General features: G+C 64.2%; 22 protein-coding genes. 15 read left to right on the forward strand and 7 right to left on the reverse strand.

What is annotated here, in order from left to right:
- Position 1: 1 nt before the first annotated feature.
- From NCCP691_RS17385 to NCCP691_RS17400, 4 genes are all read left to right on the forward strand, one after another.
- On the forward strand, positions 2–787 hold the full coding sequence (locus NCCP691_RS17385; protein WP_220809830.1) for an ABC transporter permease: 786 nt from the start codon (positions 2–4) through the stop codon (positions 785–787).
- A 13-nt stretch (positions 788–800) separates the two neighbouring features.
- Positions 801–1,133, forward strand: a complete 333-nt coding sequence (cutA, locus tag NCCP691_RS17390) for a divalent-cation tolerance protein CutA (RefSeq protein WP_220809831.1) — start codon at positions 801–803, stop codon at positions 1,131–1,133.
- Positions 1,120–2,874, forward strand: a complete 1,755-nt coding sequence (gene dsbD / locus NCCP691_RS17395) for a protein-disulfide reductase DsbD (protein ID WP_373870370.1) — start codon at positions 1,120–1,122, stop codon at positions 2,872–2,874. Before cutA ends, dsbD begins: the two co-directional genes overlap by 14 nt.
- Before the next feature lie 95 nt (positions 2,875–2,969).
- Positions 2,970–3,608: a peroxiredoxin gene (locus NCCP691_RS17400; RefSeq protein ID WP_220809832.1), complete on the forward strand. Its 639-nt coding sequence runs from the start codon at positions 2,970–2,972 to the stop codon at positions 3,606–3,608.
- A gap of 36 nt (positions 3,609–3,644) precedes the next feature.
- On the opposite strand, the gene NCCP691_RS17405 is transcribed toward NCCP691_RS17400, so the two are convergent.
- From NCCP691_RS17405 to yihA, 4 genes are all read right to left on the reverse strand, one after another.
- A complete protein-coding gene (locus NCCP691_RS17405; RefSeq protein ID WP_220809833.1) occupies positions 3,645–4,739 on the reverse strand; it encodes a magnesium transporter CorA family protein in 1,095 nt (364 codons plus the stop codon).
- Entirely contained in the window at positions 4,717–5,973 is a 1,257-nt protein-coding gene (locus NCCP691_RS17410) for a sterol desaturase family protein (protein ID WP_373870371.1), read from the reverse strand. The genes NCCP691_RS17405 and NCCP691_RS17410 overlap by 23 nt, the downstream gene beginning before the upstream one ends.
- 174 nt (positions 5,974–6,147) lie before the next feature.
- Positions 6,148–7,161, reverse strand: a complete 1,014-nt coding sequence (hemB, locus tag NCCP691_RS17415) for a porphobilinogen synthase (protein WP_220809835.1) — start codon at positions 7,159–7,161, stop codon at positions 6,148–6,150.
- Positions 7,162–7,364: 203 nt separating this feature from the next.
- Positions 7,365–8,051, reverse strand: coding sequence for a ribosome biogenesis GTP-binding protein YihA/YsxC (gene yihA, locus NCCP691_RS17420; RefSeq protein ID WP_220809836.1), 687 nt, complete (start codon positions 8,049–8,051; stop codon positions 7,365–7,367).
- Positions 8,052–8,276: 225 nt separating this feature from the next.
- On the opposite strand from yihA, the gene NCCP691_RS17425 reads away from it, so the two are divergent.
- From NCCP691_RS17425 to msrQ, 5 genes are all read left to right on the forward strand, one after another.
- A complete protein-coding gene (locus NCCP691_RS17425; protein ID WP_220809837.1) occupies positions 8,277–8,936 on the forward strand; it encodes a c-type cytochrome in 660 nt (219 codons plus the stop codon).
- Between the two features lie 69 nt (positions 8,937–9,005).
- Positions 9,006–11,114 (forward strand): cytochrome c biogenesis protein ResB, encoded by a 2,109-nt coding sequence (locus NCCP691_RS17430; protein WP_220809838.1) that lies wholly within the window; start codon positions 9,006–9,008, stop codon positions 11,112–11,114.
- Between the two features lie 11 nt (positions 11,115–11,125).
- Complete coding sequence (ccsB, locus tag NCCP691_RS17435) at positions 11,126–12,298, forward strand: c-type cytochrome biogenesis protein CcsB (protein ID WP_220809839.1); 1,173 nt, start codon at positions 11,126–11,128, stop codon at positions 12,296–12,298.
- Between the two features lie 93 nt (positions 12,299–12,391).
- On the forward strand, positions 12,392–13,369 hold the full coding sequence (gene msrP / locus NCCP691_RS17440) for a protein-methionine-sulfoxide reductase catalytic subunit MsrP (RefSeq protein WP_220809840.1): 978 nt from the start codon (positions 12,392–12,394) through the stop codon (positions 13,367–13,369).
- A gap of 36 nt (positions 13,370–13,405) precedes the next feature.
- The gene (gene msrQ, locus NCCP691_RS17445) at positions 13,406–14,053 is read left to right on the forward strand and encodes a protein-methionine-sulfoxide reductase heme-binding subunit MsrQ (RefSeq protein ID WP_220809934.1); all 648 of its coding nucleotides are present in this window, start codon (positions 13,406–13,408) and stop codon (positions 14,051–14,053) included.
- Between the two features lie 6 nt (positions 14,054–14,059).
- Here the strand turns inward: msrQ and lysA are convergent, their stop codons facing one another.
- Both lysA and lptM read right to left on the reverse strand, forming a co-directional pair.
- Positions 14,060–15,349 carry a diaminopimelate decarboxylase gene (lysA, locus tag NCCP691_RS17450; RefSeq protein ID WP_220809841.1) on the reverse strand — a complete coding sequence of 430 codons (1,290 nt, stop codon included), beginning with the start codon at positions 15,347–15,349 and terminating at the stop codon, positions 14,060–14,062.
- Between the two features lie 12 nt (positions 15,350–15,361).
- Complete coding sequence (lptM, locus tag NCCP691_RS17455; RefSeq protein WP_220809842.1) at positions 15,362–15,547, reverse strand: LPS translocon maturation chaperone LptM; 186 nt, start codon at positions 15,545–15,547, stop codon at positions 15,362–15,364.
- Positions 15,548–15,586: 39 nt separating this feature from the next.
- Here lptM and cyaY point away from each other — a divergent pair, with 39 nt between their 5' ends.
- Positions 15,587–15,925: an iron donor protein CyaY gene (cyaY, locus tag NCCP691_RS17460; RefSeq protein ID WP_220809843.1), complete on the forward strand. Its 339-nt coding sequence runs from the start codon at positions 15,587–15,589 to the stop codon at positions 15,923–15,925.
- Between the two features lie 40 nt (positions 15,926–15,965).
- Here the strand turns inward: cyaY and NCCP691_RS17465 are convergent, their stop codons facing one another.
- Entirely contained in the window at positions 15,966–18,308 is a 2,343-nt protein-coding gene (locus NCCP691_RS17465; protein ID WP_220809844.1) for a penicillin-binding protein 1A, read from the reverse strand.
- A 311-nt stretch (positions 18,309–18,619) separates the two neighbouring features.
- Between NCCP691_RS17465 and NCCP691_RS17470 the strand changes: the two genes are divergently transcribed.
- From NCCP691_RS17470 to NCCP691_RS17490, 5 genes are read left to right on the forward strand one after another with little or no spacing between them, the layout of a single operon-like run.
- Positions 18,620–19,699: a pilus assembly protein PilM gene (locus NCCP691_RS17470; protein ID WP_220809845.1), complete on the forward strand. Its 1,080-nt coding sequence runs from the start codon at positions 18,620–18,622 to the stop codon at positions 19,697–19,699.
- Complete coding sequence (locus NCCP691_RS17475) at positions 19,699–20,319, forward strand: PilN domain-containing protein (RefSeq protein ID WP_220809846.1); 621 nt, start codon at positions 19,699–19,701, stop codon at positions 20,317–20,319. Before NCCP691_RS17470 ends, NCCP691_RS17475 begins: the two co-directional genes overlap by 1 nt.
- A gap of 13 nt (positions 20,320–20,332) precedes the next feature.
- Positions 20,333–21,001: a type IV pilus inner membrane component PilO gene (locus NCCP691_RS17480; RefSeq protein WP_220809847.1), complete on the forward strand. Its 669-nt coding sequence runs from the start codon at positions 20,333–20,335 to the stop codon at positions 20,999–21,001.
- Positions 20,998–21,540: a pilus assembly protein PilP gene (locus tag NCCP691_RS17485; protein ID WP_220809848.1), complete on the forward strand. Its 543-nt coding sequence runs from the start codon at positions 20,998–21,000 to the stop codon at positions 21,538–21,540. The genes NCCP691_RS17480 and NCCP691_RS17485 overlap by 4 nt, the downstream gene beginning before the upstream one ends.
- Entirely contained in the window at positions 21,537–23,699 is a 2,163-nt protein-coding gene (locus NCCP691_RS17490) for a type IV pilus secretin PilQ (protein ID WP_220809849.1), read from the forward strand. Before NCCP691_RS17485 ends, NCCP691_RS17490 begins: the two co-directional genes overlap by 4 nt.

Consider the following 23,699-nt stretch of genomic DNA (forward strand, 5'->3'; position numbering starts at 1 on the left):
GATGCAAGCCGCCATCTATGCCGTGCCCAGCTTTTCGCTGCGCTTCCTGCCGATCTGGCGCCGCAACTTCCTGGTCTGGAAGAAGCTCGCCGTCGCCAGCATCCTCGGCAACATCGCCGAACCGCTGATCACCCTCGTCGCGTTCGGCTACGGTCTCGGCAGCCTGCTGCAGACGGTGGACGGGATCCCCTACATCCAGTTTCTTGCATCGGGCTCGATTTGCATGTCGGTGATGATGGCGGCATCCTTCGAGACGCTGTACTCGGCTTTCTCCCGCATGCATGTCCAGAAGACCTGGGACGCGCTGCTGAACGCGCCGCTCGCACTCGACGACGTGGTGCTGGCCGAAATGCTGTGGGCCGCGACCAAGTCCATGTTTTCCGGGTTTGCGATTCTGGCGGTGATCCTGATGCTGGGCATCGGCTGGCACCCGCACACGCTGCTCGTGCTGCCGCTGCTGTTTCTGATCGGGACCACCTTCGCTTCGCTCGGGCTGATCATCAATGCGCTCGCCAAGGGTTACGATTTCTTCACCTACTACTTCACGCTGGTGGTCACGCCGATGATCTTCGTCTCCGGCGTGTATTATCCGACCGCCCAGCTGCCGGGCTGGCTGCAGCGCATCAGCGAGATGCTGCCCCTGACGGCGGCGGTCGACCTCATTCGCCCCCTGTTGCTCGGACAATGGCCCGAGGCGCCGCTGACCAGGATCGCAGTGCTGCTTGCCTACCTGGCCGCAGGATTTTATGTGGCCAGCGTCGTGACCCGGCGACGACTGCTGAAATGACGGGAGAACGCCCATGGACCAGACGCTGCTGGTGATATCCAACCTGCCTGACGCGCAGAGCGCGGAAACGCTCGCCCGCGCCCTCGTCGAACAGGGACTCGCGGCCTGCGTAAACATCCTGCCTGCGGTACGATCCGTCTACCGTTGGCAGGGGGCAATTGAGGACGCGACCGAAGTGACCCTGTTCATCAAGACCGCCGCGCACAGATACCCGGAACTCGAAACGGCGGTGCGCCGGCTGCATCCCTATGAGGTGCCGGAATTGATCGCCCTGCCGATTACGGCGGGACTGCCGGCTTACCTGCAGTGGGTGATCGGGGAAACCAGGAAGGATGTGGATGTTTAAGCAGTTCATGCAGTCCGTGCGCGCCGTGCGCCTGCTCGCATTGTGCTGGGCGGTGCTGGCCTTTGCCGTCCTGCCCGCGCAGGCGGATGAATTCCTGCCGCCGGAAAAGGCGTTTCGTTTTTCCGCGCGCATGGTCGATCCCGGCCATGCGGAGCTGACCTGGCGCATCGCCGACGGCTACTACATGTACCGTGATCGCTTTGCGTTCAAGGCGGAGGGCGCGCGCCTCGGCCAGCCTTCCATCCCGGCCGGCAAGGTCAAGTATGACGAGACCTTCCAGAAGGACGTGGAGACTCACCGGGGAACGGTGGCCGTCATCGTGCCGGTGGAGGCGCAGGGGCCGTTCACGCTCATCGCCACCAGCCAGGGCTGCGCCGACCAGGGCCTGTGCTATCCGCCCATGGACCAGCGCGTGAGCCTGACGCCCACCGCGGGCGGCGCCATGCAGACGGCGGCCGGCGCACTCGCCCCCGATGCGGAAATGGGGCGCATCGAAGCGTCGCTCCAGAGCGGGCGGCTGCTGACCATCCTGCCGCTGTTCCTGCTGCTCGGTATCGGCCTGTCGTTCACCCCCTGCGTGCTGCCGATGGTGCCCATCCTGTCGTCCATCATCGTGGGCGAGGGCGCGCAATCCAGCCGCAGCCGGGGCCTGCTGCTGTCGGCCAGCTACTCGCTTGGCATGGCGCTGGTCTATACCGTGCTCGGCATCGCCGCCGGCCTCGTGGGCGAAGGTCTGGCCGCCGCCCTGCAAAGCCCGTCGGTGCTCGGTGCCTTCGCCCTGCTCATGGCGCTGCTGTCGCTGTCGATGTTCGGCGTCTACCAGCTGCAGGTTCCGGCGGCGCTACAGTCGCGCCTCACCCAGGTCTCCGGCCGCTTCTCCGGCGGCAAGCTCGCCGGCGTGTTCGTCATGGGCGCGCTGTCGGCGCTGATCGTCGGTCCCTGCGTGGCGGCGCCGCTCGCCGGCGCGCTGCTCTACATCAGCCAGACCCGCGACGTGGTCATCGGAGGCAGCGCATTGTTCGCGATGGCCGCCGGCATGAGCGTGCCGCTGCTGCTGGTCGGCGTATCCGCCGGGGCGCTGCTGCCGCGCGCCGGCGCATGGATGGCGTCGGTCAAGGTGTTCTTCGGCGTCCTGATGCTCGCGCTGGCCTTGTGGATCGTCACGCCGGTACTGCCGGGCTGGATCATCATGCTCGGCTGGGGCATGCTCGCCGCCGGCTACGGCGTGCGCCTGCTGTTTTCGCCGCGTTTCGGGTGGCGGGCGCGGGCCGCCGGTCTGCTGTTCGCCGCCGCCGGCGCCGTGCAGCTGGCGGGCGCGGCCACCGGCGGCCTCGACCCGCTGGCGCCGCTCGCCCACCTGCGCGAGGGCGGCGCTCACACCACCGCTTTCAGGCGCGTGGCCTCGATCGCGGAACTCGACGCCGCGATCGCCGGAGCCGCCGGCAAGACAGTGATGCTCGACTTCTATGCTGACTGGTGCGTCTCCTGCAAGGAGATGGAAAAGCTCACCTTCACCGATGCGCGCGTGAAGGCTCACTTCGACGAGATGGTGCTGCTGCAGGCCGACGTGACCGCCAACAACGAGGATGACAAGGCACTGCTCCGGCGCTTCAACCTGTTCGGCCCGCCGGGGATCATCTTCTACGACAAGCAGGGACGGGAGATTCCCGGCGGGCGGGTGATCGGCTACCAGGACGCCGACAAGTTCAGCCAGGTGCTGGAGCTGGTGCGGCAGTTCTAATGCCTCATCCGCATAAGAATCTGACGACTTTGTATTTTGCAAAGAGGGCGGGTGAATCTATAGTGTCTGCTCCTCAACTATGACGGGAGAAGAACATGACCCTGCGACTCGGAGACACCGCGCCGGATTTCGAACAGGATTCCTCGATCGGCAAGCTGCGCTTCCACGAATGGGCGGGCGATTCCTGGGTAGTGCTGTTCTCCCACCCGGCGGACTTCACCCCGGTCTGCACCACCGAGCTCGGCCTCACCGCCCGCCTCAAGCCGGAATTCGACAAGCGCAACGTGAAGGCGCTCGCGCTGTCGGTCGATCCCGCCGACAAGCACACCTCGTGGATCAAGGACATCGAAGAGACCCAGAAGACGGTGGTCGGCTTCCCCATCGTCGCCGATGCCGACCGCAAGGTATCGCAGCTGTACGACATGATCCATCCCAACCAGTCCGAGACGATGACGGTGCGCTCGTTGTTCGTGATCGATCCGAAAAAGAAGGTGCGCCTGATCATCACCTACCCGATGAGCACCGGCCGCAATTTCGATGAAGTGCTGCGCGTGATCGACGCCCTGCAGCTCACGGATGGCTATACGGTGGCGACCCCGGGCAACTGGCGCGATGGCGACGATGTCATCATCCCGCTCAGCGTCCAGGATGAGGAAGTCATCCGGCAGAAGTACCCCAAGGGCTACACCGCTCCCCGGCCCTATCTGCGTCTGACACCGCAGCCCAACAAGTAAGACACCGCCACGCCCGCCGATGCGGGCGTTTTTGCATCAGCCGTCCCGCCCCCGGTCCTCCAGGTAGCGCTTGCGCCGGAACAGCAGCAGCAGGACCACCACGATCACGGCCATCATGCCCATCGTGATCCAGAAGCCGAGCCGGTCCTCCAGCAGCGGCATCTGCGCAAAGTTCATCCCGAAGATGCCGGTGACGAGTGTCAGCGGCATGAACAGCGCGGTGATCACCGTCAGTGTGCGCATGATTTCGCTGGTGCGATGGGCCATCGCGGAGAAGTGGATCTGCACCGCGGACTCAATCGTGGCCTCCAGCCGCTGTGCATGGTTGAGCACCCGGGTGATGTGCTCCATCACGTCATTGATCCGTACCAGCATCAGATCCGTGCTGCGGTTGTTCTCGTCCTGGGTATCGACGATATAGTCGCGCAGCTCCTGCATCGCATCGCGCTGGCCCTCGCACAGGTGGTCGAGCTTGCGCAGTTCGATGCGGGCGTCGAGCAGTGCGATCCAGTCCTGGAACGGCGAGCGCGGATCGAGCAGCGCGCGCTGCCAGCGGTCGATCTGCCCCGTCAGCGGCTGACGCAGATCCAGATACTGATCGACCATCGCGTTGAGCATGCGCAGCATCAGGTCCCCCGGGCTGGAGGGCGGCCGCCCACTGTGGCCGTTGCCGTTCTCGCGCCTGCGGTACTCCAGCAGGCGGGTACGCATGGTTTCGATGGTGCGGCTGTTGGGCGCGTGCACGGTGATGAGCGCGTTTTCCATCAGCAGGAAAGTCACCGGCCGGGTCGTCAGTTTCGACAGCGCCGGCGGAATCCTGCGCTTGCCCTCGGCGCTCGGCGCCGCCTCCGGCGCGCCCGCGGTATCGAGTGCCAGCTTGCGAAATACCACCATCGCATAGTCCTGGGTGGAGTCGAAATACGAGGGATGCGCGGGATTGACCGCATCGGTGAGGTGAGGGTCGTAGATCTGGATGCCGGTGATGCGCGCCACCGCGTCCCGCCATGCGCCGAGGTCGGCCCCGACTTCTTCATGCGTGGCGTCGAGCCAGAGAAATCCCTGGCCGGGGACGGCGTCGAACGGCTGCTGCAGTTGGGTGACTTGCTGACTATTGATGAGAAAGATGTCCATGCACCGGGGGCAGGGGTTTGAATACGAGCCAAAGCGCCAGCAGCGACACGACGGCGGCGACCGCGACCGCGCCCTGGGCCGCAACGGGCAGGGGCACGGGGCCGAACCAGGCGCCGGCGGCGAGCACGCCCGCCGCGGTAAGCACCAGCCGCAGCGCTTCGCCCGCCGCGTACAGGCGGCGCCCTTCGAGCATGCCGCCGATCAGCCAGAGCGAAGCCGCGAGCCAGCCCGCGTAGGCCGCCAGCTGCGCGGACGACATCGCATTGTACCCGGTGAGGAAATGGGTGGTCACCAGCAGCACGATGCCGAACTGGGCCAGGCAATACAGCTGCGCGCCCAGGCCAAGTGGCGGATCGTAGCGCGGACGGGTGATGTCGAAGGGGCGCGAGGGATAGCGTTCGATGACGTCGGCCGGCTTCCATCCCGGCGGCTTGAACCATATGCGCAGCTTGTCCTGCCAGCGCCGGGCGCGCCATGCATCGACGCTGATCGCCTTGTACACCTCGAGGTTGGCCCATACCGGATTCCAGCTGCGCAGCGGGCTGCGGGTGCCGTAGACGATGGTCTCGTCGTCGCGCTCATCGATGAAGGTGCCGAACAGCCGGTCCCACACGATCAGGATGCCGCCGTAATTCCTGTCGAGATAGATGTCGTTGACCGCGTGATGCACACGGTGGTTGGACGGCGAGACGAAGACACGGTCGAACCAGCCGAGCCTGCCGACCTGCTCCGTATGCACCCAGAACTGGTAGAGCAGGTCGATCAGCCCGACCACCACGAAGACTTCGACCGGATAGCCGAGCACCGCCATCGGCAGATAGAAGATCCATCCGAGCAGCGCGCCGCTGCTGGTCTGCCGCAGCGCGGTCGAGAGGTTGTACTGCTCGCTTTGATGGTGCACCACATGCGCGGCCCACAGCACATTGACCTCATGTCCCATGCGGTGCAGCCAGTAGTAGCAGAAATCGTAGAGCAGCAGCCCGGAGACCCAGACCCATAGGCTGTCGGCAGGCAGGCGCCAGAGCGCCACGTGCTCCACCAGCCAGGCATAGATGCCGATGCGCAGCAGCGTCATGAAAACGCCGCTGACCTGGCTGAGCACGCCGAGGCTCAGGCTGTTGATGGTGTCGTTGAGCCGGTAGCCGTTGCGGCCGCGCCGGATGCCGACCACGAGCTCGATGAGGATCAGCAGCAGGAAGACCGGCGTGACCAGCGTGATGATTTTTTCGTGCATTGCAGTCTCCATGCATGCAGAAGCGACGCGTGCCGGGGATCCGGTCGCGCTTGTGGTTATAGCGGCAATGGTAGCCGATGCCGCAAGGCGTGGCGCGGCCCGGATTAGAGGAGGGATTCGGTTTGAGGCGGCGCAAAGGCGGGCCGGCCGGCCCGCCTTGCCGTGACGGGCGGGTCAGCCCTGGCGCAGCAGGCGCGCGATGTCGCGCGCGAAATAGGTCAGCACGCCGTCGGCGCCGGCGCGCTTGAAGGCCAGCATGGCCTCCATCATCGTCTTGTCGTGGTCGAGCCAGCCGTTCTGCGCGGCTGCCTTGATCATCGCGTATTCGCCGCTGACCTGGTAGGCGAAGGTCGGCACCCGGAACTCGTCCTTCACGCGGCGCACGATGTCGAGATAGGGCATGCCCGGCTTGACCATCACCATGTCCGCGCCTTCGGCCAGGTCGTGCGCGACTTCGCGCAGCGCCTCGTCGCTGTTGGCGGGGTCCATCTGATAAGTCGCCTTGCTGCCCTTGCCGAGATTGGCAGCCGAGCCCACCGCATCGCGGAAGGGGCCGTAGAAGGCCGACGCGTACTTGGCCGAGTAGGCCATGATGCGGGTGTGGATGTGATTCTGGTCTTCGAGCGCCGAGCGGATGGCGCCGATGCGGCCGTCCATCATGTCCGACGGCGCGACGATGTCCACGCCCGCGTCCGACTGCACCAGCGCCTGCTTCACCAGGATCTCGCAGGTCTCGTCGTTGAGCACATAACCCTGCTCATTGATGACGCCGTCCTGGCCGTGGCTGGTATAGGGATCAAGCGCCACATCGGTGAGGATGCCGAGTTCGGGAAAGCGCTGCTTCAGCTCGCGGACCGCGCGCGGCACCAGGCCTTCCGCATTGGTCGCCTCGAGGCCGTCGGGCGTCTTGAGCGAGGGATCGATGACCGGGAACAGGGCCAGCACCGGAATGCCGAGGGCCACGCAGTCTTCCGCCACCGGCAGCAGCTGGTCGACCGAGAGACGCTCCACGCCCGGCATCGAGGCCACCTGCTGGCGCTGGTTTTTGCCATCGAGAATAAACACGGGATAGATCAGGTCGGCGCTGGTCACTACATGCTCGCGCATCATCGCGCGCGAGAACGCGTCCCGGCGCATGCGGCGCATGCGGGTTGCGGGAAACTGCTGGGCATACGGATTGGTCGGCATGGCGTATCTGCTGGAAAAAAAGGAATGGTGAAGTTTGTACGAAACCCTGAAACTTTTCTGGCGGAGTCCTATCTTATCGGCAGGTGATTTATTCACCTCCCGCTTCTCCTCCCTGAGCGGGGCCTATCGTGGCATTAGCGATAAGGCGTTACTACCCTGGAGATCTTCCCCTTTCTCCAGGGTTTTTTTTGCCCGGACGATTTTCATTCTGCGGCCGCGGTCTTTTCCGCGTTCAGCCCGAGCAGTTCGAGAATCCGGGCATCCGCTTCTTCCAGGCCCACCCTTTTCAGCGCGGAAAACAGCTGTGCCGTGAACGGGAAGGGCTGGCCCTGTTCATCCACGTAGCTCGACAGCACCGTGTGCGTCTGCCGCAGCGCGTTGACCGATTCGCTGCGGGTGAGCTTGTCGGCCTTGGTCAGCAGGCAGTGCACCGGCTTGCCGCTGGGCGCGAACCACTCCAGCATCTGCACGTCGAGGTCGGTGAACGGCCGCCGCGCATCCATGATCAGCACCAGTCCGGCGAGCTGCTCGCGTGTCTGGACATAGGTCCCGAGCAGTTCGTTCCAGTGGGCCTTGGCCTGGCCCGGCACTTCGGCATAGCCGTAGCCCGGCAGGTCGACCAGCAGCGCGCGGATCTCGTCGACGCGGGTCGGATCCTTGCGGTGCTGGGCGACGTGCGCGCCGCCTATCGAGAAATAATTGATGTGCTGCGTGCGTCCGGGCGTCTTGGAGGCGAACGCGAGCCGCTTCTGGTTGCACAGGATGTTGATCGCGGTCGACTTGCCGGCGTTGGAGCGGCCGGCGAAAGCGATTTCCGGGACTTGCAGCTTTGGCAAATCGCGAAGGTGGTTCACCGTGGTGAAAAAGCGGGCTTGCCAGAGGAGGGACATGGGCGGGCGAGAAATTGCTGCAAGGGAGGGAAAAACGACAAGAACCTATTGTACAATAAGAGGTTATGTGCATCGCGCTGCTGCGAAGGTACAAATGAGGTACGAATGCGGCGCACGACGACGAGCAACAAGCGCACAGAGTGCGTCAGGGAGCCGACAGCGCAGACTGGCTGCGCCCACGCCACCGAGGCAAGAATCTTAAAATCAAGTCCCCAGGGTGTTTGAATGAACCGTGTGTTTTCCCCGTTTGTGAAGTCCTTGTTTGTCGCGCTGATGGCGGTGTCCTCCGTGGCAACCGCCGCAGAAGAGAAAAAAGCACCGGCTGCCGATCCGGCCAAGGGCGAACAGCTGTACACCAGCGGGGATGCCTCGCGCAACATCATGGCCTGCGTCGGCTGCCACGGCGCCGCCGGCAATTCCACCATCGTTCAGAACCCCAAGCTCGCCGCGCAGCACGCCGAATACATCGCCAAGCAGCTGAACGACTTCAAGAGCCCGAACCGCAACAACCCGGTCATGAGCCCGATCGCCAAGGCCATGTCGGATGAAGACATCAGGAACGTCTCCGCCTACCTCGACCGCCAGGCATCCAAGCCCAACGCGGCCAAGAACCGCGAAACCATCGAGCTCGGCAAGAAGATCTACCGTGCCGGCATCGCCGACAAGAAGGTCCCGGCCTGCGCGGCCTGCCACGGCGCCAGCGGCGGCGGCATGCCCGCCCAGTTCGCGCGTCTTGCGGGCCAGCACCAGGATTACACGGTGGCCCAGCTGACCAGCTTCCGCGCCGGCACCCGCAAGAACAGCGCGCAGATGACCACCATCGCCAAGCGCATGTCGGACGAGGAAATCCAGGCTGTGGCAGACTATGTGGCCGGCCTGAGGTAAATCAGACAAAGCAACACAAGAACAGGGAGGGGGTGGCAGATGCCACCCCTTTCTCTTTTGGGCAAACAGATGAGCACTCCTACTTCCGGACTCCACCTGCACACCCGGCGCCGCTGGGTCGCCGACCTGGTGGAACTGGTTTCCTCGATGCGTTTCGCGATCAGCCTGCTGACGCTGATCGCGATCGCTTCCGTCATCGGCACCGTACTCAAGCAGAACGAGCCGATGCCCAATTACGTCAACCAGTTCGGGCCGTTCTGGTTCGCGGTGTTCGACAAGCTCAACCTGTACACGGTGTACTCGGCATGGTGGTTTCTGCTCATCATGGCCTTCCTGGTGGTCTCGACCACGCTGTGCATCGTGCGCAATACCCCCAAGATGCTGCGCGACATGCGCAGCTGGCGCGAGAATGTGCGCGAGCAGTCGCTGCGCAATTTTCCGCACAAGGCGGAATGGGCGAGCGGGCTGCCGCTGCGGGACAACGCCCGCTCGCTCGCGCAGCGTGTGGCCGGCAGCGGCTACAAGCTGAAAGTGATCGAGAAGGACGACGCGGTGCTGATCAGCGCCAGGCGCGGCGCGGCCAACAAGTGGGGCTATATCTTCGCCCACAGCGCCATCGTCATCATCTGCCTGGGCGGACTGCTCGACTCCGACCTGCCGATCCGCTTTCAGCAATGGTTCGGCGGGAAGACGCCATTCGCCGGTACCGGCGCGATCGCCGACATCGCGCCTCAGCACCGGCTCGGGCTGGGCAATCCCAGCTTCCGCGCCAATGCCTTCATCCCCGAGGGCGCGACCACCACCACCGCGGTGATCCCGCAGCAGGGCGGCGTGTACATCCAGGAGCTGCCGTTCGCGATCGAGCTCAAGCGCTTCATCGTCGATTTCTACTCCACCGGCATGCCCAAGCTGTTTGCCAGCGAAGTGGTCGTTCACGACCGCGAGGCGGGCAAGACCTTCCCCGCCACCATCAAGGTCAACGAGCCGCTGATCTACAAGGGCGTGGCCGTCTATCAGTCCAGCTTCGACGACGGCGGCAGCAAGCTCAGGCTGGCCGCCTATCCGATGACCGGTGTGCTGTCCGAGCCCTTTCCGGTCGAAGGCGAGGTCAACGGCAGCACCCAGCTGGGCAGCAGCAGCGGCAACGAGTACACGATCGAATGGTCCGGCTTCAAGGTGTTCAATGTCGAGAACATGGCCGAGGCGGGCCAGGACGTGCGCGCGGTGAATCCCAACCAGAGCTTCAATGAAAAGGTGACCGCGGGACTGGGCAAGCAGCTCGGTTCGGCAGCCAGGCCCGATGCCAACAAGGATCTGAAGAACGTCGGCCCGAGCGTGCAATACAAGCTGCGCGACAAGACCGGCCAGGCGCGCGAATATCACAACTACATGCAGCCGGTGCAGCTGGAAGGCGCCTGGGTATTCCTGACCGGGATGCGCGCCGCGCCGAGCGAGCCTTTCCGCTACCTGCGCATTCCGGCTGACGAGAACGACAGCGTCGAGGAGTGGATACGCCTGCGCGCGGCGCTTGCCGATCCCGCCCTGCGCGAGCGGGCCTCGCACCGCTATGCGCAGCAGGCGGTGCCGGCCAATCGCGAGAACGCCGAAGCCATGCGCGACCAGTTGCAGAAGTCGTCGGCGCGTGGACTCGAAATCTTCGCCGGCGATGGCAGCCAGTCCGGCTATATGGCGGTGTCGCGCTTCCTCGAACGGGTGCCCGCATCGGACCAGGAGAAAGCCGCCGAAATCTTCATGAAAATCCTGAACGGCAGCATGTGGGAGCTGTGGCAAGCTGCGCGGGAAAAAGCGGGAGCCAGGCCGGCGGAGCAGAATGAAAAGAACGTGCGCTTCCTGCAACTGGCCACCAATGCAATCTCCGACGCCGCCTTCTATGGCGCGCCGGTCTTCCTGCAACTGAAGGAATTCGAAGAAGTCAAAGCTTCCGTGCTGCAAGTGACGCGTTCGCCGGGCAAGAACATCGTCTACCTCGGCTGCCTGTTCCTTACGCTCGGCGTGTTTGCGATGTTCTACATTCGCGAGCGCCGGCTCTGGATCTGGCTGAAGCCGGACGGGCAGGGCGGCTCGCAGGCGCTGATGGCGCTGAGCACGCAGCGCCGCACGCTGGACTTCGAGAAGGAATTCGAATCGCTGAAAGCACAGCTGGCGAAGCCGGCCTGAAGGAGCAAATCATGGATGTGACACAGAACCCCCGGGCGCCGATCGACACGCCGATCTACACCGCGCCACCCGGATATTTCCGCCGCCTCTCCGTCCTCGACTGGCTGTATGCCCTGGCGCTCGCGGCCGGCGCGCTGTTCGCGCTGCAACGCTTCGGCGATTACATGGATGTGTACGAGAAGGGCATCCTGCTGCTGTCGGCACCCACTTTCGCCTGGCTCGGCTGGCAATGGAAGCCGATACGCGGATTGATGGCGCTGCTGGCGCTGCTGTCGCTGGCAGCGATCGCCCAGTACGGCGGCGCGCTCGATGCCGCCGAAAACAAGTTCTTCCTCAAGTACGCGCTGTCGAGCCAGTCGGCCATCCTCTGGATGAGCACGCTGTTCTTCCTCTCCACGCTGTTCTACTGGGGCGGCCTGGCGATGCGCTCGCAATTCGGCGGCGCGGTCGGCAGCAAGCTGTGCTGGGCGGCGGTGGTGATCGGCTTCACCGGCATGCTGGTGCGCTGGTACGAGTCGTATCTGCTGGGCACCGACATCGGCCATATCCCGATCTCCAACCTGTACGAAGTCTTCATCCTGTTCTGCCTGATCACCGCGCTGTTTTACCTGTACTACGAACAGCAGTACCAGACGCTGCAGCTCGGGGCCTTCGTGATGCTGGTGATCTCGGCCGCGGTCGGCTTCCTGCTCTGGTACACCGTCAGCCGCGAGGCGGCCGCGATCCAGCCGCTCGTGCCGGCACTGCAGAGCTGGTGGATGAAGATCCACGTGCCGGCCAACTTCATCGGCTACGGCACCTTCGCGCTGGCGGCGATGGTGGCGATCGCCTGGCTGCTCAAGTCGAAAGGCGTGCTGGCCGACAGGCTGCCGGCGCTGGAAGTGCTCGATGACGTGATGTACAAGGCCATCGCCGTCGGCTTCGCCTTCTTCACCATCGCCACCATCCTCGGCGCGCTGTGGGCGGCCGAGGCCTGGGGCGGCTACTGGTCCTGGGACCCCAAGGAAACCTGGGCCCTGATCGTCTGGCTCAACTACGCGGCCTGGCTGCACATGCGCCTGATGAAGGGCCTGCGCGGCGCGGTGGCGGCCTGGTGGGCGCTGGTCGGCCTGCTGGTCACCACCTTCGCCTTCCTCGGCGTCAACATGTTCCTCTCCGGGCTGCATTCCTACGGCGCCCTCTGACGCGAACCGGCGCTCGCGGGCGGCAGTCGAAATTGTTGTAAGGTTACGGCGCACAGTCCGACCAAGCATCATCGACAACGCCCGGGAGCGACCATGTTCATCAAGCGACAGCCCAACGGGATGGATATCCCGTTCAGTTCCGAAATCACCCCCCGCGAAGTTTTCGAGTCGCGCCGCCGTTTCATCCGCCAGCTTGCGCTCGGCTCCATCGCGGGCAGCGCGCTCGCCGACATGGCCCTGCGCGAGGCATTCGCGCAGTCGCCGGGCGCGCAGAAGCTGCCGGCGAAACCGAATCCGTCCTTCGTGGTCATGGACAAGCCCACCGATTACAAGGACGCGACCGGTTACAACAATTTCTACGAATTCGGCACCGACAAGGACGATCCCGCGCGTCATGCCGGCAGCCTGCAGACCCGTCCGTGGACGGTCGCGATCGAAGGCGAGGTGAAAAAGCCGCTGACGCTCGATATCGACAGCCTGCTGAAACTGGCGCCGCTCGAGGAGCGTATATATCGCTTGAGATGCGTGGAAGGCTGGTCCATGGTGATTCCCTGGGTGGGCTACCCGCTGTCGGAACTGATCAGGAAAGCCGAACCCAACGGCAACGCCAAGTACGTGGAATTCGTGACCCTGGCGGACAGGAAGCAGATGCCGGGGCTGCGCAGCCCGGTGCTGGAGTGGCCGTACGTGGAGGGCCTGCGGCTGGATGAAGCCAATCACCCGCTGACCCTGCTCACGCTCGGCATGTATGGCGAAGTCCTGCCGAAGCAGAACGGCGCGCCGGTGCGCATCGTGGTGCCCTGGAAGTACGGCTTCAAGTCGCCGAAATCCATCGTGAAGATCCGCTTCGTGCGCGAACAGCCGAGGACCGCGTGGAATATTTCGGCGCCGCAGGAATACGGGTTCTACTCCAACGTCAACCCGGAAGTCGACCATCCGCGCTGGTCCCAGGCCACCGAGCGGCGGATCGGTGAAGACGGCTTCTTCACGCGCAAGCGCAAGACGCTGATGTTCAACGGCTACGACGTCGGCTCCCTGTATGCGGGAATGGATCTGAAGAAGTTTTACTGAGCCGGCGCGAGGCCGGCAGGAGATGGAGTGGAAGCGATGCGCAATCCGACCCCCAGGCAACTGACCGTCATCAAGTCGCTGTTATTCATCGCGGCCCTGCTGCCGTTTTCGCGACTGGTGCTGTTTGCGTTCGTCGACCCCGACCGCCTCGGCGCCAATCCGATCGAGTTCATCACGCGCGACACCGGCGACTGGACGCTCTATCTGCTCTGCCTGGCACTGGCGGTGACGCCGCTGCGGCGGCTGACCGGCTGGAACTGGCTGGTCAGGCTGCGGCGCATGATCGGCCTGTTCGCCTTCTTCTACGCGGCCCTGCATTTCACCACCTTCCTCTGGTTCGACCATTTCTTCGACTGGCAGGCCATGCTCAAGGACGTGGTCAAGCGGCCGTTCATCACCGTCGGCTTCGTCGCCTTCGTGCTGCTGATCCCGCTGGCCGTCACCAGTACGCAGGGCATGGTGCGCCGCCTCGGCGGCAAGCGCTGGCAATGGCTGCACCGCCTGGTCTACCTGATCGCGCCGCTCGGCATCCTGCACTACTGGTGGATGAAGGCCGGCAAGAACGACTTCGAGCAGCCGATCGTCTGGGGGCTGGTGGTGGTGGTGCTGCTCGGCATGCGGCTGTGGTGGCAGGTGCTGCAGCCCAGAATGCAAAAGCGCCGGACTCAGCCGGCGCCCGGATAACGCGGGTCAGCCCCGCGGCAGGACCGATTCGAGCGCAAACAGCGCGCCGGCGTCTTCCCGTTTGCGGATCAGGTGCGCCCGGTCGCCGTCGACCATGACTTCCGCGGCACGGCCTCGCGTATTGTAGTTGGACGACATCGTCATGCCGTAGGCGCCGGCCGACATGATCGCCAGCAGGTCGCCCTGCTCGATCGCCAGGCTGCGCTCGCGGGCCAGCCAGTCGCCCGATTCGCACACCGGTCCGACGATGTCGTAGACCCTGGCGCCGTCCGCGCGCTGCTGCACCGGCTGCACGCCGTGCCAGGCTTCATACATCGCCGGCCGCATCAGGTCGTTCATCGCCGCGTCCACGATCGCGAAGTTCTTCGCCGCGCCGTGCTTGAGGTATTCCACCCTGGTCAGCAGGATGCCGGCATTGCCGACGATGGAGCGGCCCGGCTCGAACATCACCTGGATCGGCTTGCCGGCGTAGCTCAACCGGCGCCATGTGTCGATGCGCGCGAACAGCCGCGACAGGTAGTCGCCCACCGCGACCGGCTTGTCCTGGTCGTAGGTGATGCCGATGCCGCCGCCGATATCGAGATGATGGATGACGATGCCTTCCTTCTCCAGCCTGTCGATCAGCTCGATCAGGCGCTCCAGCGCTTCGAGCAGCGGCGCGTCGTCGAGCAGCTGCGAGCCGATATGGCAGTCGATGCCGGCCACCCTGATGTGCGGCAGGGCAGCGGCGGTGCGGTAGGCGTCGAGCGCTTCCTCGTAGGCGATGCCGAACTTGTTCTCCCTGAGGCCCGTGGAGATGTAGGGATGGGTCTTGGCATCGACGTTGGGATTGACCCGCAGCGAGACCGGCGCCTGCTTGCCCATTTCGCCGGCCACTTCATTCAGGCGCCTGAGTTCGGCGGTCGACTCCACGTTGAAGCACAGGATGTCATGGGACAGCGCCAGCCGCATTTCATCTGCCGACTTGCCGACGCCGGAAAAGATCACCTTGCGCGGATCGCCGCCGGCCGCGATCACGCGCAGCAGTTCGCCGCCGGACACGATGTCGAAGCCTGAGCCGAGGCTGCCGAGCAGGTTCAGCACCGCCAGGTTGGAATTGGACTTGACCGAATAGCAGACCAGCGCGCTCTTGTCGTCGCGGCCGTTGGCGCGGCAGGCGTCGGCATAGGCGGAGAAATTCTCCACCAGCGCAGCCCTCGAGTACACATAGGTCGGCGAGCCGAACTGGCGGGCGATTTCGGAAAGCGGGAGGTTTTCGGCGTGAAGCGCGCCGTTCTTATAGCTGAAATGCGACATGGCGATGAGCGACTAGCGGGAGGCGGGGGCGGGCTCGGCGGCTTCCGGCGTCGAAGGCGCGGGAGGCGGTGATACGCGCGGCCCGGGATTGGCGACCGGCGCCGGCTTGGCCGGCAGGTAAAGCGGCCCTTTCTGTCCACACGCCGCCAGCAGGCAGATCAGCACGGTCAGCAGCGGGAGATGGAAAGCGGGCTTCACGATTAGAATCACGGTTTTGAGAGTTGACGGGAGTGTAGCATGACTGAATCGGAATTCCTGGCGCTGGCCGAGCGTACGCTGGCCTCGATCGAGGCCTCGCTGGAACACATCGCGGACTCCTCGGACCTGGACGTCGAGTGCAGCCGCAGCGGCAATGTGCTGACGATAGAACTGGTCGACAACGGCTCGAAGATCATCGTCAACAGCCAGGCGCCGATGCAGGAAATGTGGGTGGCCGCGCGCTCCGGCGGTTTTCACTATCGCCGCGAGGGCGACCGGTGGGTCAACACGCGCGACGGCTCGGAACTGTATGCGGCGTTGTCGCGGATGCTGAGCGAGCAGGCCGGAGAGACCGTCCTGATCGAGGCGCCGAAATGAAAAATGCCGGGTTGCCCCGGCATTTTTCCTGGCGACCGGCTTAGAACAGTTCGTTCTTCACCTCGTCCCTTGCGCCTTCCTCCACGACAGGCTGTTCGCCGAGTCCCAGGCTGCGCACGCCGGTGCCCGGCGGGTTCTCCGCGTAGTAGTAGTCGCCCGCGACCTGGATCACGCCCGGCGGCATCGGCCGCTCCTCGATCGGCACATCCTTGAGCGCCTTCTGCATGTAGCTGATCCAGATCGGCAGCGCGAGACCGCCGCCGGTTTCCTTGTTGCCGAGATTCTTCGGCTGGTCGAAGCCCATCCATGCCACGCCGACGAGCTTCGGCGTGTAGCCGGCGAACCAGGCGTCGAAGGAATCGTTGGTGGTGCCCGTCTTGCCCGCGATGTCGGAGCGCTTGAGCACCAGCGCGCGCGTGGCGGTGCCGAACTTGACGACATCCTTGAGCATGCTGTCCATCAGGAAGGCGTTGCGCGCATCGATCACACGGTTGGCTTCGTCGCCCGCCCGCTCGGGGGTGACCTGCGACAGCAGCCGGCCGCTGGAATCGGTGATGCGCGAGATGATGTACGGATTGATCCTGAAGCCGCCGTTGGCGAACACGGCATAGCCTCCGGCGACCTGCAGCGGCGTGACCGCGCCGGCACCGAGCGCCAGCGTCAGATAGGCCGGATTCTTGTCGGCCTCGAAGCCGAAGCGGGTCGCGTACTCCTGGCCGTACTTGGCGCCGATCTTGTGCAGGACGCGGATCGAGACCATGTTCTTCGACTTGGTCAGGCCCTTGCGCATCGTCATCGGCCCTTCATACTTGCCGTCGTAGTTCTTCGGCTCCCACGGCTGGCCGCCGGTCTGGCCGGCATCGAAGCTGATCGGCGCATCGGCGATCAGGGTCGCCGGCGACAGGCCCTTTTCGAGCGCGGCGGAATAGATGAAGGGCTTGAATGACGAGCCCGGCTGGCGCCAGGCCTGGGTCACGTGATTGAACTTGTTGCGGTTGAAATCGAAACCGCCGACCAGCGCCCGGATCGCGCCGTCCTCGGTGTTGGCCGCCACGAAGGCGGATTGCACTTCCGGCATCTGCGTGATCGTCCACACCTTGTTTTCCAGGGTGACGCGGATGATCGCCCCGCGCCGCACGCGCTTGCCCGGCGGCGCCTTGTCCGACAGCAGATTGGTGGCGAACGACAGGCCGGGGCCGGTGATCTCGATCTCTTCGCCGGAGGAGAGCATGGCGCGCACCAGCTTGGGCGTCGCGTGCAGCACGACGGCCGCCACCAGATCGTCGCTGTCCGGGTGCTCGGCCAGCTCCTGCTCGATCGCGGTATCGGCGTCTTCCTTGGACTGCGGAATCTCCATGAAGCCCTCGGGGCCGCGGTAGCCGTGCCGCTTTTCGTAGTCCATCACGCCGCGCCGCAGCGCGAGGTAGGCGGCGTCCTGGTCGGCCTTGGTGATCGTGGTGTAGACATTCAGGCCGCGCGTATAGGTCTCTTCCTTGAATTGTTCATAGACCATCTGCCGCACCATCTCGGCAACGTACTCGGCGTGGATGCCGAACTCGCTGCTGTCGGTCTTGACCTTCAGCACCTGATTCCTGGCCTGCTCGTATTCGTCCTGCGTGATGTAGCCGAGGCCCGCCATGCGCTCCAGGATGTACTGCTGGCGCGCCCGCGCGCGCTTGGGATTGGCGACAGGATTGTAGGCGGAAGGCGCCTTGGGCAGGCCGGCGAGCATCGCCGCTTCGGCGATGGTGATGTCGGACAGCTTCTTGCCGAAATAGATCTGCGCGGCCGAGGCGAAACCGTAAGCCCGCTGGCCGAGATAGATCTGGTTCATGTAGACCTCGAGGATCTGGTCCTTGCTGAGGTTCTGTTCGATCTTCCAGGCGAGCAGGATTTCGTAGACCTTGCGCTTGAAGGTCTGCTCCGACGACAGGAAGAAATTGCGCGCGACCTGCTGGGTGATGGTGGAGGCGCCCTGGCGCGTGTTGCTGGTCAGGTTGTGCAGCGCGGCGCGCGCGATGCCGAAGTAATCGACGCCGCTGTGATCGTAGAAGCGGTCGTCTTCGATCGCCAGCACCGCCTTTTTCATGATGTCCGGCACGTCCTTGATGCGCACCAGATTGCGCCGCTCCTCGCCGAATTCCCCGATGAGCACGTTATCGGCCGAGAAGATGCGCAGCGGGATCTTGGGCCGGTAATCGGTCAGGGAGTCGAGCGCGGGCAGGTTGGGATAGGCCAGGGCCAGCGCGAAGGCAATCGTCAGCACGCCGGCGAGAGCGAGGCCGAAAACGCCGGCCACCGCGCCGAAAAACAGGCGCAGGAAGAGGGAAGCCCGGCGGGGCGGCTTCTTTGGGGTATCGCCGGCGGCGTTTTGACGGGTCATGCGAGAGCGAGATGAAGGGGATTCGGGTCGCTGAATTATAGCGGCGGGCCGGGCCGCTACCTATGTATGGTTGGGCGAGGGCGTCGGGTTCCGGCGTGGGCAATTGGCAACGCCTTACCCTGTTACTCAGCGGAAATTACTTTACACCTGCGGAAACTTGTTGCTAGGATTTAATGTAACCTTGGATGTATTACACCTAAATGTTTGTTTCGTAATGTCTTTTTCGCAGCAACCTCAGGTTGGCGGAAGATTCGACACGTAAAGAAGTCGTGCGTTCACGCAATATTCCACATTTTTTCGGGGAGTAACCCTTGGCCATTGATCTCGGACTGTTGCTCGGGAATAAAAATCCGCCTCTGATCGGCCTGGATATCAGCACCTCGGGCGTGAAGCTGGTCGAGCTGGCGGATGCGGGCAAGAACGAATACCGCCTCGAGCGCTTTGCCAGCGAGCCGCTGCCGCGCGGCGCGGTCGTCGACGGCAACATCGAGAATATCGAGCAGGTGTCGGAGGCGGTGCGCCGGGTCTGCAAGAAGAGCGGCACGCGCGCCCGCCACGTGGCGATCGGCATGCCGCCGGCCTCGGTCATCACCAAGAAAATCGTGCTCCCCGCCGGCCTGTCCGAGGACGAACTGGAAGTCCAGGTCGAGAGCGAGGCCAACCAGTACATTCCGTTCGCGCTGGAAGAAGTCAGCCTGGACTTCGACGTGATCGGCCTGGCGCCGAATTCGCCCGACGACGTCGAAGTGCTGATCGCCGCCACCCGCAAGGAAAAGGTCGAGGACCGGGTCGCGGTGGTCGAGGCCGCCGGTCTCAAGCCTTTGGTGATGGATATCGAATCCTATGCCGCCCGCGCCGCGATCGACCGCGTCACGGCGCAGCTGCCCAAGGGCGGCCAGGGGCAGATCGTGGCGCTGTTCCAGATCGGCGCCCAGGCCACCCACGTCTCGGTGCTGCTGGACGGCCAGACGATCTATGAGCGCGAGCAGCCGTTCGGCGGCAACCAGCTGACACAGGACATCGTTCGCGCCTACGGCATGACGTTCGAGGAAGCGGAGACCAAGAAGCGCGCCGGCGATCTGCCCGAGGGTTATCAGCAGGAGCTGCTCGAACCCTTCCTCGACAACGCGGCGCTCGAAGTCACGCGCGCGATCCAGTTCTTCTTCACTTCCACCCCGTTCACCCACATCGACCAGATCTTCCTCGCCGGCGGTTGCGCCAATATTCCGGGGCTGGTGGAGATGGTGGCGGAGCGGACCAAGATATCGACCTCGGTTGTCAGCCCCTTCAAGGGCATGCAGCTGGGGTCCAACCTGCGCGAGAAGCAATTGCGCGCTGAAGCCCCCGCCTTTCTGGTCGCATGCGGGCTGGCGATGCGGAGGTTCGACTGATGATACGCATTAATCTGCTTCCGCACCGGGAAGAGAAACGCAAGCGCCGCAAGGAAGCCTTCGTGCGGCTGCTGGCGCTTGCCGGCGTCGGCGGTCTCGCCATCGTGGTGGGCGTGGGCGGCATCATCGCATCGCAGATCGCCGGCCAGAACCAGCGCAACGACTTCATCCGCGCCGAGAACGTCAAGCTCGACGCGGAGATCAAGGAAATCGCCTCGCTCAAGGAAGAAATCGATGCCCTCAAGGCGCGCCAGCAGGCGGTCGAGGACTTGCAGAGCGATCGCAACCAGCCGGTCTACCTGATGGATGAGCTTGTCAGGCAGACGCCGGAGGGTATCTACCTGCGCTCCTTCAAGCAGGAGGGGCAGCGGGTGGCGCTGACCGGCTATGCGCAATCCAACGAACGCGTCTCCGAACTGCTGCGCAACCTCGGCAACAATTCGCCCTGGCTGGAGCGGCCCGACCTGGTGGAGATCCGCTCCGCCTCCGTCGGCCAGGCCAAGGACATGAAGAAGGTGTACGCCTTCACCGTCAACGTCGGCATCAAGCGGCCTCGCGACAAGGAGGCGGCGATGGACGGCAAGCAGCACGCCGCCGCGGCCTCGCCCAAACCGCAGTGAGGATGAACCCAACATGGCAGATCTGAAAAACATCGGCGAGTCGGTCGCCAGCCAGTTCAGGGGCCTCAACGGCAGGCACCCGGGGCAGTGGCCGCTCATCCCGCGCATGCTCTGTGCGCTCGGCGTCGTGCTCGGCGTGGGCGTGCTCGGCTGGTTTTTCTACCTGAGCGACCAGATCGATGCGCTCGAGGCGGCCGAGCAGCAGGAAGTCAAGCTGCGCGACGAGTACAAGAGCAAGCTGCAGCAGGCGGTCAACCTGCCGGCGCTGCGCAAGCAGAAGGAGCAGGTCGGCGAATACGTGGCCACGCTCGAGAAGCAGCTGCCGAGCAAGGCAGAGATGGATGCGCTGCTGTCGGACATCAACCAGGCGGGCCTCGGCCGCGGCCTGCAGTTCGAGCTGTTCAAGCCTGGCCAGGTGGTGGTCAAGGACTACTACGCCGAGCTGCCGATCGACATCAAGGTCACCGGCAACTATCACGATGTCGGCGCCTTCACCAGCGACATCGCCAACCTGCCGCGTATCGTCACGCTCAACAACATGAACCTCCAGTCCGGCAAGGACGGCGTCCTGACGCTGGAAGCGGTGGCCAAGACCTTCCGTTACCTCGACAAGGAAGAAGTCGATGCGCAGAAGGCCGCGGCAAAGAAAGACAAGAACGCGAAGAAGGGAGCGAAGAAATGACGAGCTCGCGCGGCATTGCACGCCTGCTTCCGCTTGCCCTCCTCGGCGTTCTGCAGGGCTGCGGCGACGGCGGCGTGCAGGAAGTGAAGCAGTGGATGGACGACGTGCGCAGGCAGACCCCGGTCAAGGTGGAGAAGATCTCGCCGCCGAAAACCTTCACGCCCTTCACCTACGACGCCAAGGATCAGCCGGATCCGTACAGCCCGGCCAAGCTCGATGTTGCCCTGGCCAAGCTTGCCGGCAAGTCGAGCAGCCCGATCAAACCCGACCTGGAGCGCCGGCGCGAAGTGCTGGAAAGCTTCCCGCTCGATACCGTCAAGATGGTCGGCACCCTGCAGAAGCCGGGGCTGAACTACGCGCTGCTGCAGGTGGACAAGTCGGTGTACCAGGTCAAGGTGGGCAATTACGTGGGTCAGAATTTCGGCATCGTCACACGCATCACCGAAACCGAAGTGGAATTGAAGGAAGTCGTCCGGGACGCGGCCGGTGAGTGGACCGAACGCAAGGCCAAGTTAGAGTTGCAGGAGAACCAGCAATGAATGCAGTGAATCTTTCCCTTCAGGCGCTGCGCGCATGCACCCATCTGGTGCCGCGTTCCGCTCTCCTGTGCCTCCTCGCCGTGAGCGGACTTGCCGCGGCCCAGGAAAACGCCATCGAATCCATCCAGGCCAACCAGCAGGGCTCCAACGTGGTCGTCAAGGTCACGCTCAAGGACAAGCTGGCCAAGCCGCCGATCGGCTTCTCCGTCACCAGCCCGGCGCGCATCGCGCTCGATTTCGGCGCGACCGCCAATGCGACCGGCAAGTCCGCGGTCGACATCGGAATGGGTGACGTGCGCAATGTGAACGTGGTGCAGGCCGGCGACCGCTCGCGGCTGGTGTTCAACCTGCTCAAGCCGCTGAACTACGCAACCGCCGTCGACGGCAACGTGGTCGTCGTCACCATCGACGGTTCCGGCGGGGTCGCAACGCCGGTCAACGCGGCAGGCGTCCCGGTAGCGGCGCGCGCCGCTTCCGCCCCCGTCGCCCGCACCGCCCTGCGCGACATCGACTTCCGACGCGGCAGCAACGGCGAAGGACGCGTGGTCGTGGATCTGCCGAACAAGGATGTCGCCGTCGACGTGCGCCAGCAGGGACAGAGCATCGTGGTCGACTTCCATAAGACCGCGCTGCCCGAAGTCCTGCGCCGCCGCCTCGACGTCACCGATTTCGGCACCCCGGTGCAGAACATCGTGACCACCCAGAGCGGCGAGAACGTCCGCATGGTGATCTCGCCGACCGGGCTGTGGGAGCACAGCGCCTACCAGAGCGACACCCAGCTCGTGGTCGAGGTCAAGCCGATCAAGGAAGATCCCAACAAGCTCGTCCAGGGTACCCAGGGCTATCGCGGCGAGCGCCTGTCGCTGAACTTCCAGAACGTGGAAGTGCGCGCGGTGCTGCAGGTGATCGCCGATTTCACCGGCCTCAACATCATCACCAGCGACACCGTCAGCGGCAACCTGACCCTGCGCCTGAAGGACGTGCCCTGGGACCAGGCGCTCGACATCGTGATGCAGGCCAAGGGCCTCGACATGCGCAAGAACGGCTCGGTACTGTGGATCGCGCCCAAGGATGAACTCCTGACGAAGGAAAAGCTGGAACTCGAACAGCGCGCGCAGATCGCCGAGCTCGAACCCCTCAAGACCGAGACCTTCCAGCTGAACTACCAGAAGGCCGAGGCCTTCAAGCAGATCTTCGGCATCGAGGGCGGCAGCGGCGGCAGCGGCGGACGCAGCATCCTCACCAAGCGTGGCAGCGCCGTGGTCGATCCGCGTACCAACCAGCTGTTCGTCACCGACATTCCGTCCAAGCTGGAGGAAATCCGCGCGCTGGTGCAGAAGACCGACATCGCCAGCCGCCAGGTGCTGATCGAGGCGCGCATCGTCGAAGCCGACGACAAGTTCAGCCGCAATCTCGGCGCCAAGCTTGCCTTCGGTTTCCGCGGAAACCCCGACAGCGGCACCTTCGAGGCAAGCGGTCAGCAAACGGGCACCGTCAGTGCCGCCGGCGGTTCGGGCACCGCCATCGGACTGAATTCGCGGGCCCTCAGCACGGTCAACGGCAACGCGGTCAATCTGCCGGCTCCCGGCATCAACGGCAGCACGCCCGGCTCGCTGGCGCTGACGCTGTTCAATGCCGCCGCCTCGAAGTTCATCGGCCTGGAACTCTCCGCACTGGAAGCCGACGGCAAGGGCAAGATCATCTCCAGCCCGCGCGTGGTCACCGCCGACCAGCTCAAGGCACTGATCGAGCAGGGCACCGAGCTGCCTTACCAGCAGGCCACCAGCAGCGGCGCCACCAGCATTGCATTCCGCAAGGCAAATCTGAAGCTGGAAGTCACCCCGCAGATCACGCCCGACGGCAACGTGATCCTCGATGTCGACGTCAGCAAGGACAGCGTCGGTACCGAGACCCGCGCCGGTTTCGCGATCGACACCAAGCATGTCAAAACCCAGGTCCTGATCGATAATGGCGGAACCGTCGTCATCGGCGGCATCTTCCAGCAGGTCGAACGCAATGCGGTGACCAAGGTGCCGCTGTTCGGCGACATCCCGGTAGTGGGCAACCTGTTCAAGACTACCGGCGTGACCAACGACAAGACCGAGCTGCTGATCTTCCTGACGCCGAAGATCGTCGACAACAAGGTGGCGCTGCAATAA

This window comes from Noviherbaspirillum aridicola (assembly GCF_019656455.1).
Taxonomy (GTDB): Bacteria; Pseudomonadota; Gammaproteobacteria; order Burkholderiales; family Burkholderiaceae_D; genus Noviherbaspirillum; species Noviherbaspirillum aridicola.

Bases quoted from the DNA above. Each gene is read 5' to 3' on its own strand.
- cyaY (WP_220809843.1), top strand. From the start codon at position 15,587: ATGACTGAATCGGAATTCCTGGCGCTGGCCGAGCGTACGCTGGCCTCG.
- yihA (WP_220809836.1), bottom strand. From the start codon at position 8,051: ATGTCCCTCCTCTGGCAAGCCCGCTTTTTCACCACGGTGAACCACCTT.
- NCCP691_RS17475 (WP_220809846.1), top strand. From the start codon at position 19,699: ATGATACGCATTAATCTGCTTCCGCACCGGGAAGAGAAACGCAAGCGC.
- msrP (WP_220809840.1), top strand. From the start codon at position 12,392: ATGTTCATCAAGCGACAGCCCAACGGGATGGATATCCCGTTCAGTTCC.
- NCCP691_RS17480 (WP_220809847.1), top strand. From the start codon at position 20,333: ATGGCAGATCTGAAAAACATCGGCGAGTCGGTCGCCAGCCAGTTCAGG.
- lysA (WP_220809841.1), bottom strand. From the start codon at position 15,349: ATGTCGCATTTCAGCTATAAGAACGGCGCGCTTCACGCCGAAAACCTC.
- NCCP691_RS17405 (WP_220809833.1), bottom strand. From the start codon at position 4,739: ATGGACATCTTTCTCATCAATAGTCAGCAAGTCACCCAACTGCAGCAG.
- NCCP691_RS17490 (WP_220809849.1), top strand. From the start codon at position 21,537: ATGAATGCAGTGAATCTTTCCCTTCAGGCGCTGCGCGCATGCACCCAT.
- NCCP691_RS17400 (WP_220809832.1), top strand. From the start codon at position 2,970: ATGACCCTGCGACTCGGAGACACCGCGCCGGATTTCGAACAGGATTCC.
- hemB (WP_220809835.1), bottom strand. From the start codon at position 7,161: ATGCCGACCAATCCGTATGCCCAGCAGTTTCCCGCAACCCGCATGCGC.
- NCCP691_RS17465 (WP_220809844.1), bottom strand. From the start codon at position 18,308: ATGACCCGTCAAAACGCCGCCGGCGATACCCCAAAGAAGCCGCCCCGC.
- NCCP691_RS17430 (WP_220809838.1), top strand. From the start codon at position 9,006: ATGAGCACTCCTACTTCCGGACTCCACCTGCACACCCGGCGCCGCTGG.
- NCCP691_RS17485 (WP_220809848.1), top strand. From the start codon at position 20,998: ATGACGAGCTCGCGCGGCATTGCACGCCTGCTTCCGCTTGCCCTCCTC.
- NCCP691_RS17425 (WP_220809837.1), top strand. From the start codon at position 8,277: ATGAACCGTGTGTTTTCCCCGTTTGTGAAGTCCTTGTTTGTCGCGCTG.
- msrQ (WP_220809934.1), top strand. From the start codon at position 13,406: ATGCGCAATCCGACCCCCAGGCAACTGACCGTCATCAAGTCGCTGTTA.
- ccsB (WP_220809839.1), top strand. From the start codon at position 11,126: ATGGATGTGACACAGAACCCCCGGGCGCCGATCGACACGCCGATCTAC.
- NCCP691_RS17410 (WP_373870371.1), bottom strand. From the start codon at position 5,973: ATGCACGAAAAAATCATCACGCTGGTCACGCCGGTCTTCCTGCTGCTG.
- dsbD (WP_373870370.1), top strand. From the start codon at position 1,120: ATGTGGATGTTTAAGCAGTTCATGCAGTCCGTGCGCGCCGTGCGCCTG.
- NCCP691_RS17385 (WP_220809830.1), top strand. From the start codon at position 2: ATGCAAGCCGCCATCTATGCCGTGCCCAGCTTTTCGCTGCGCTTCCTG.
- cutA (WP_220809831.1), top strand. From the start codon at position 801: ATGGACCAGACGCTGCTGGTGATATCCAACCTGCCTGACGCGCAGAGC.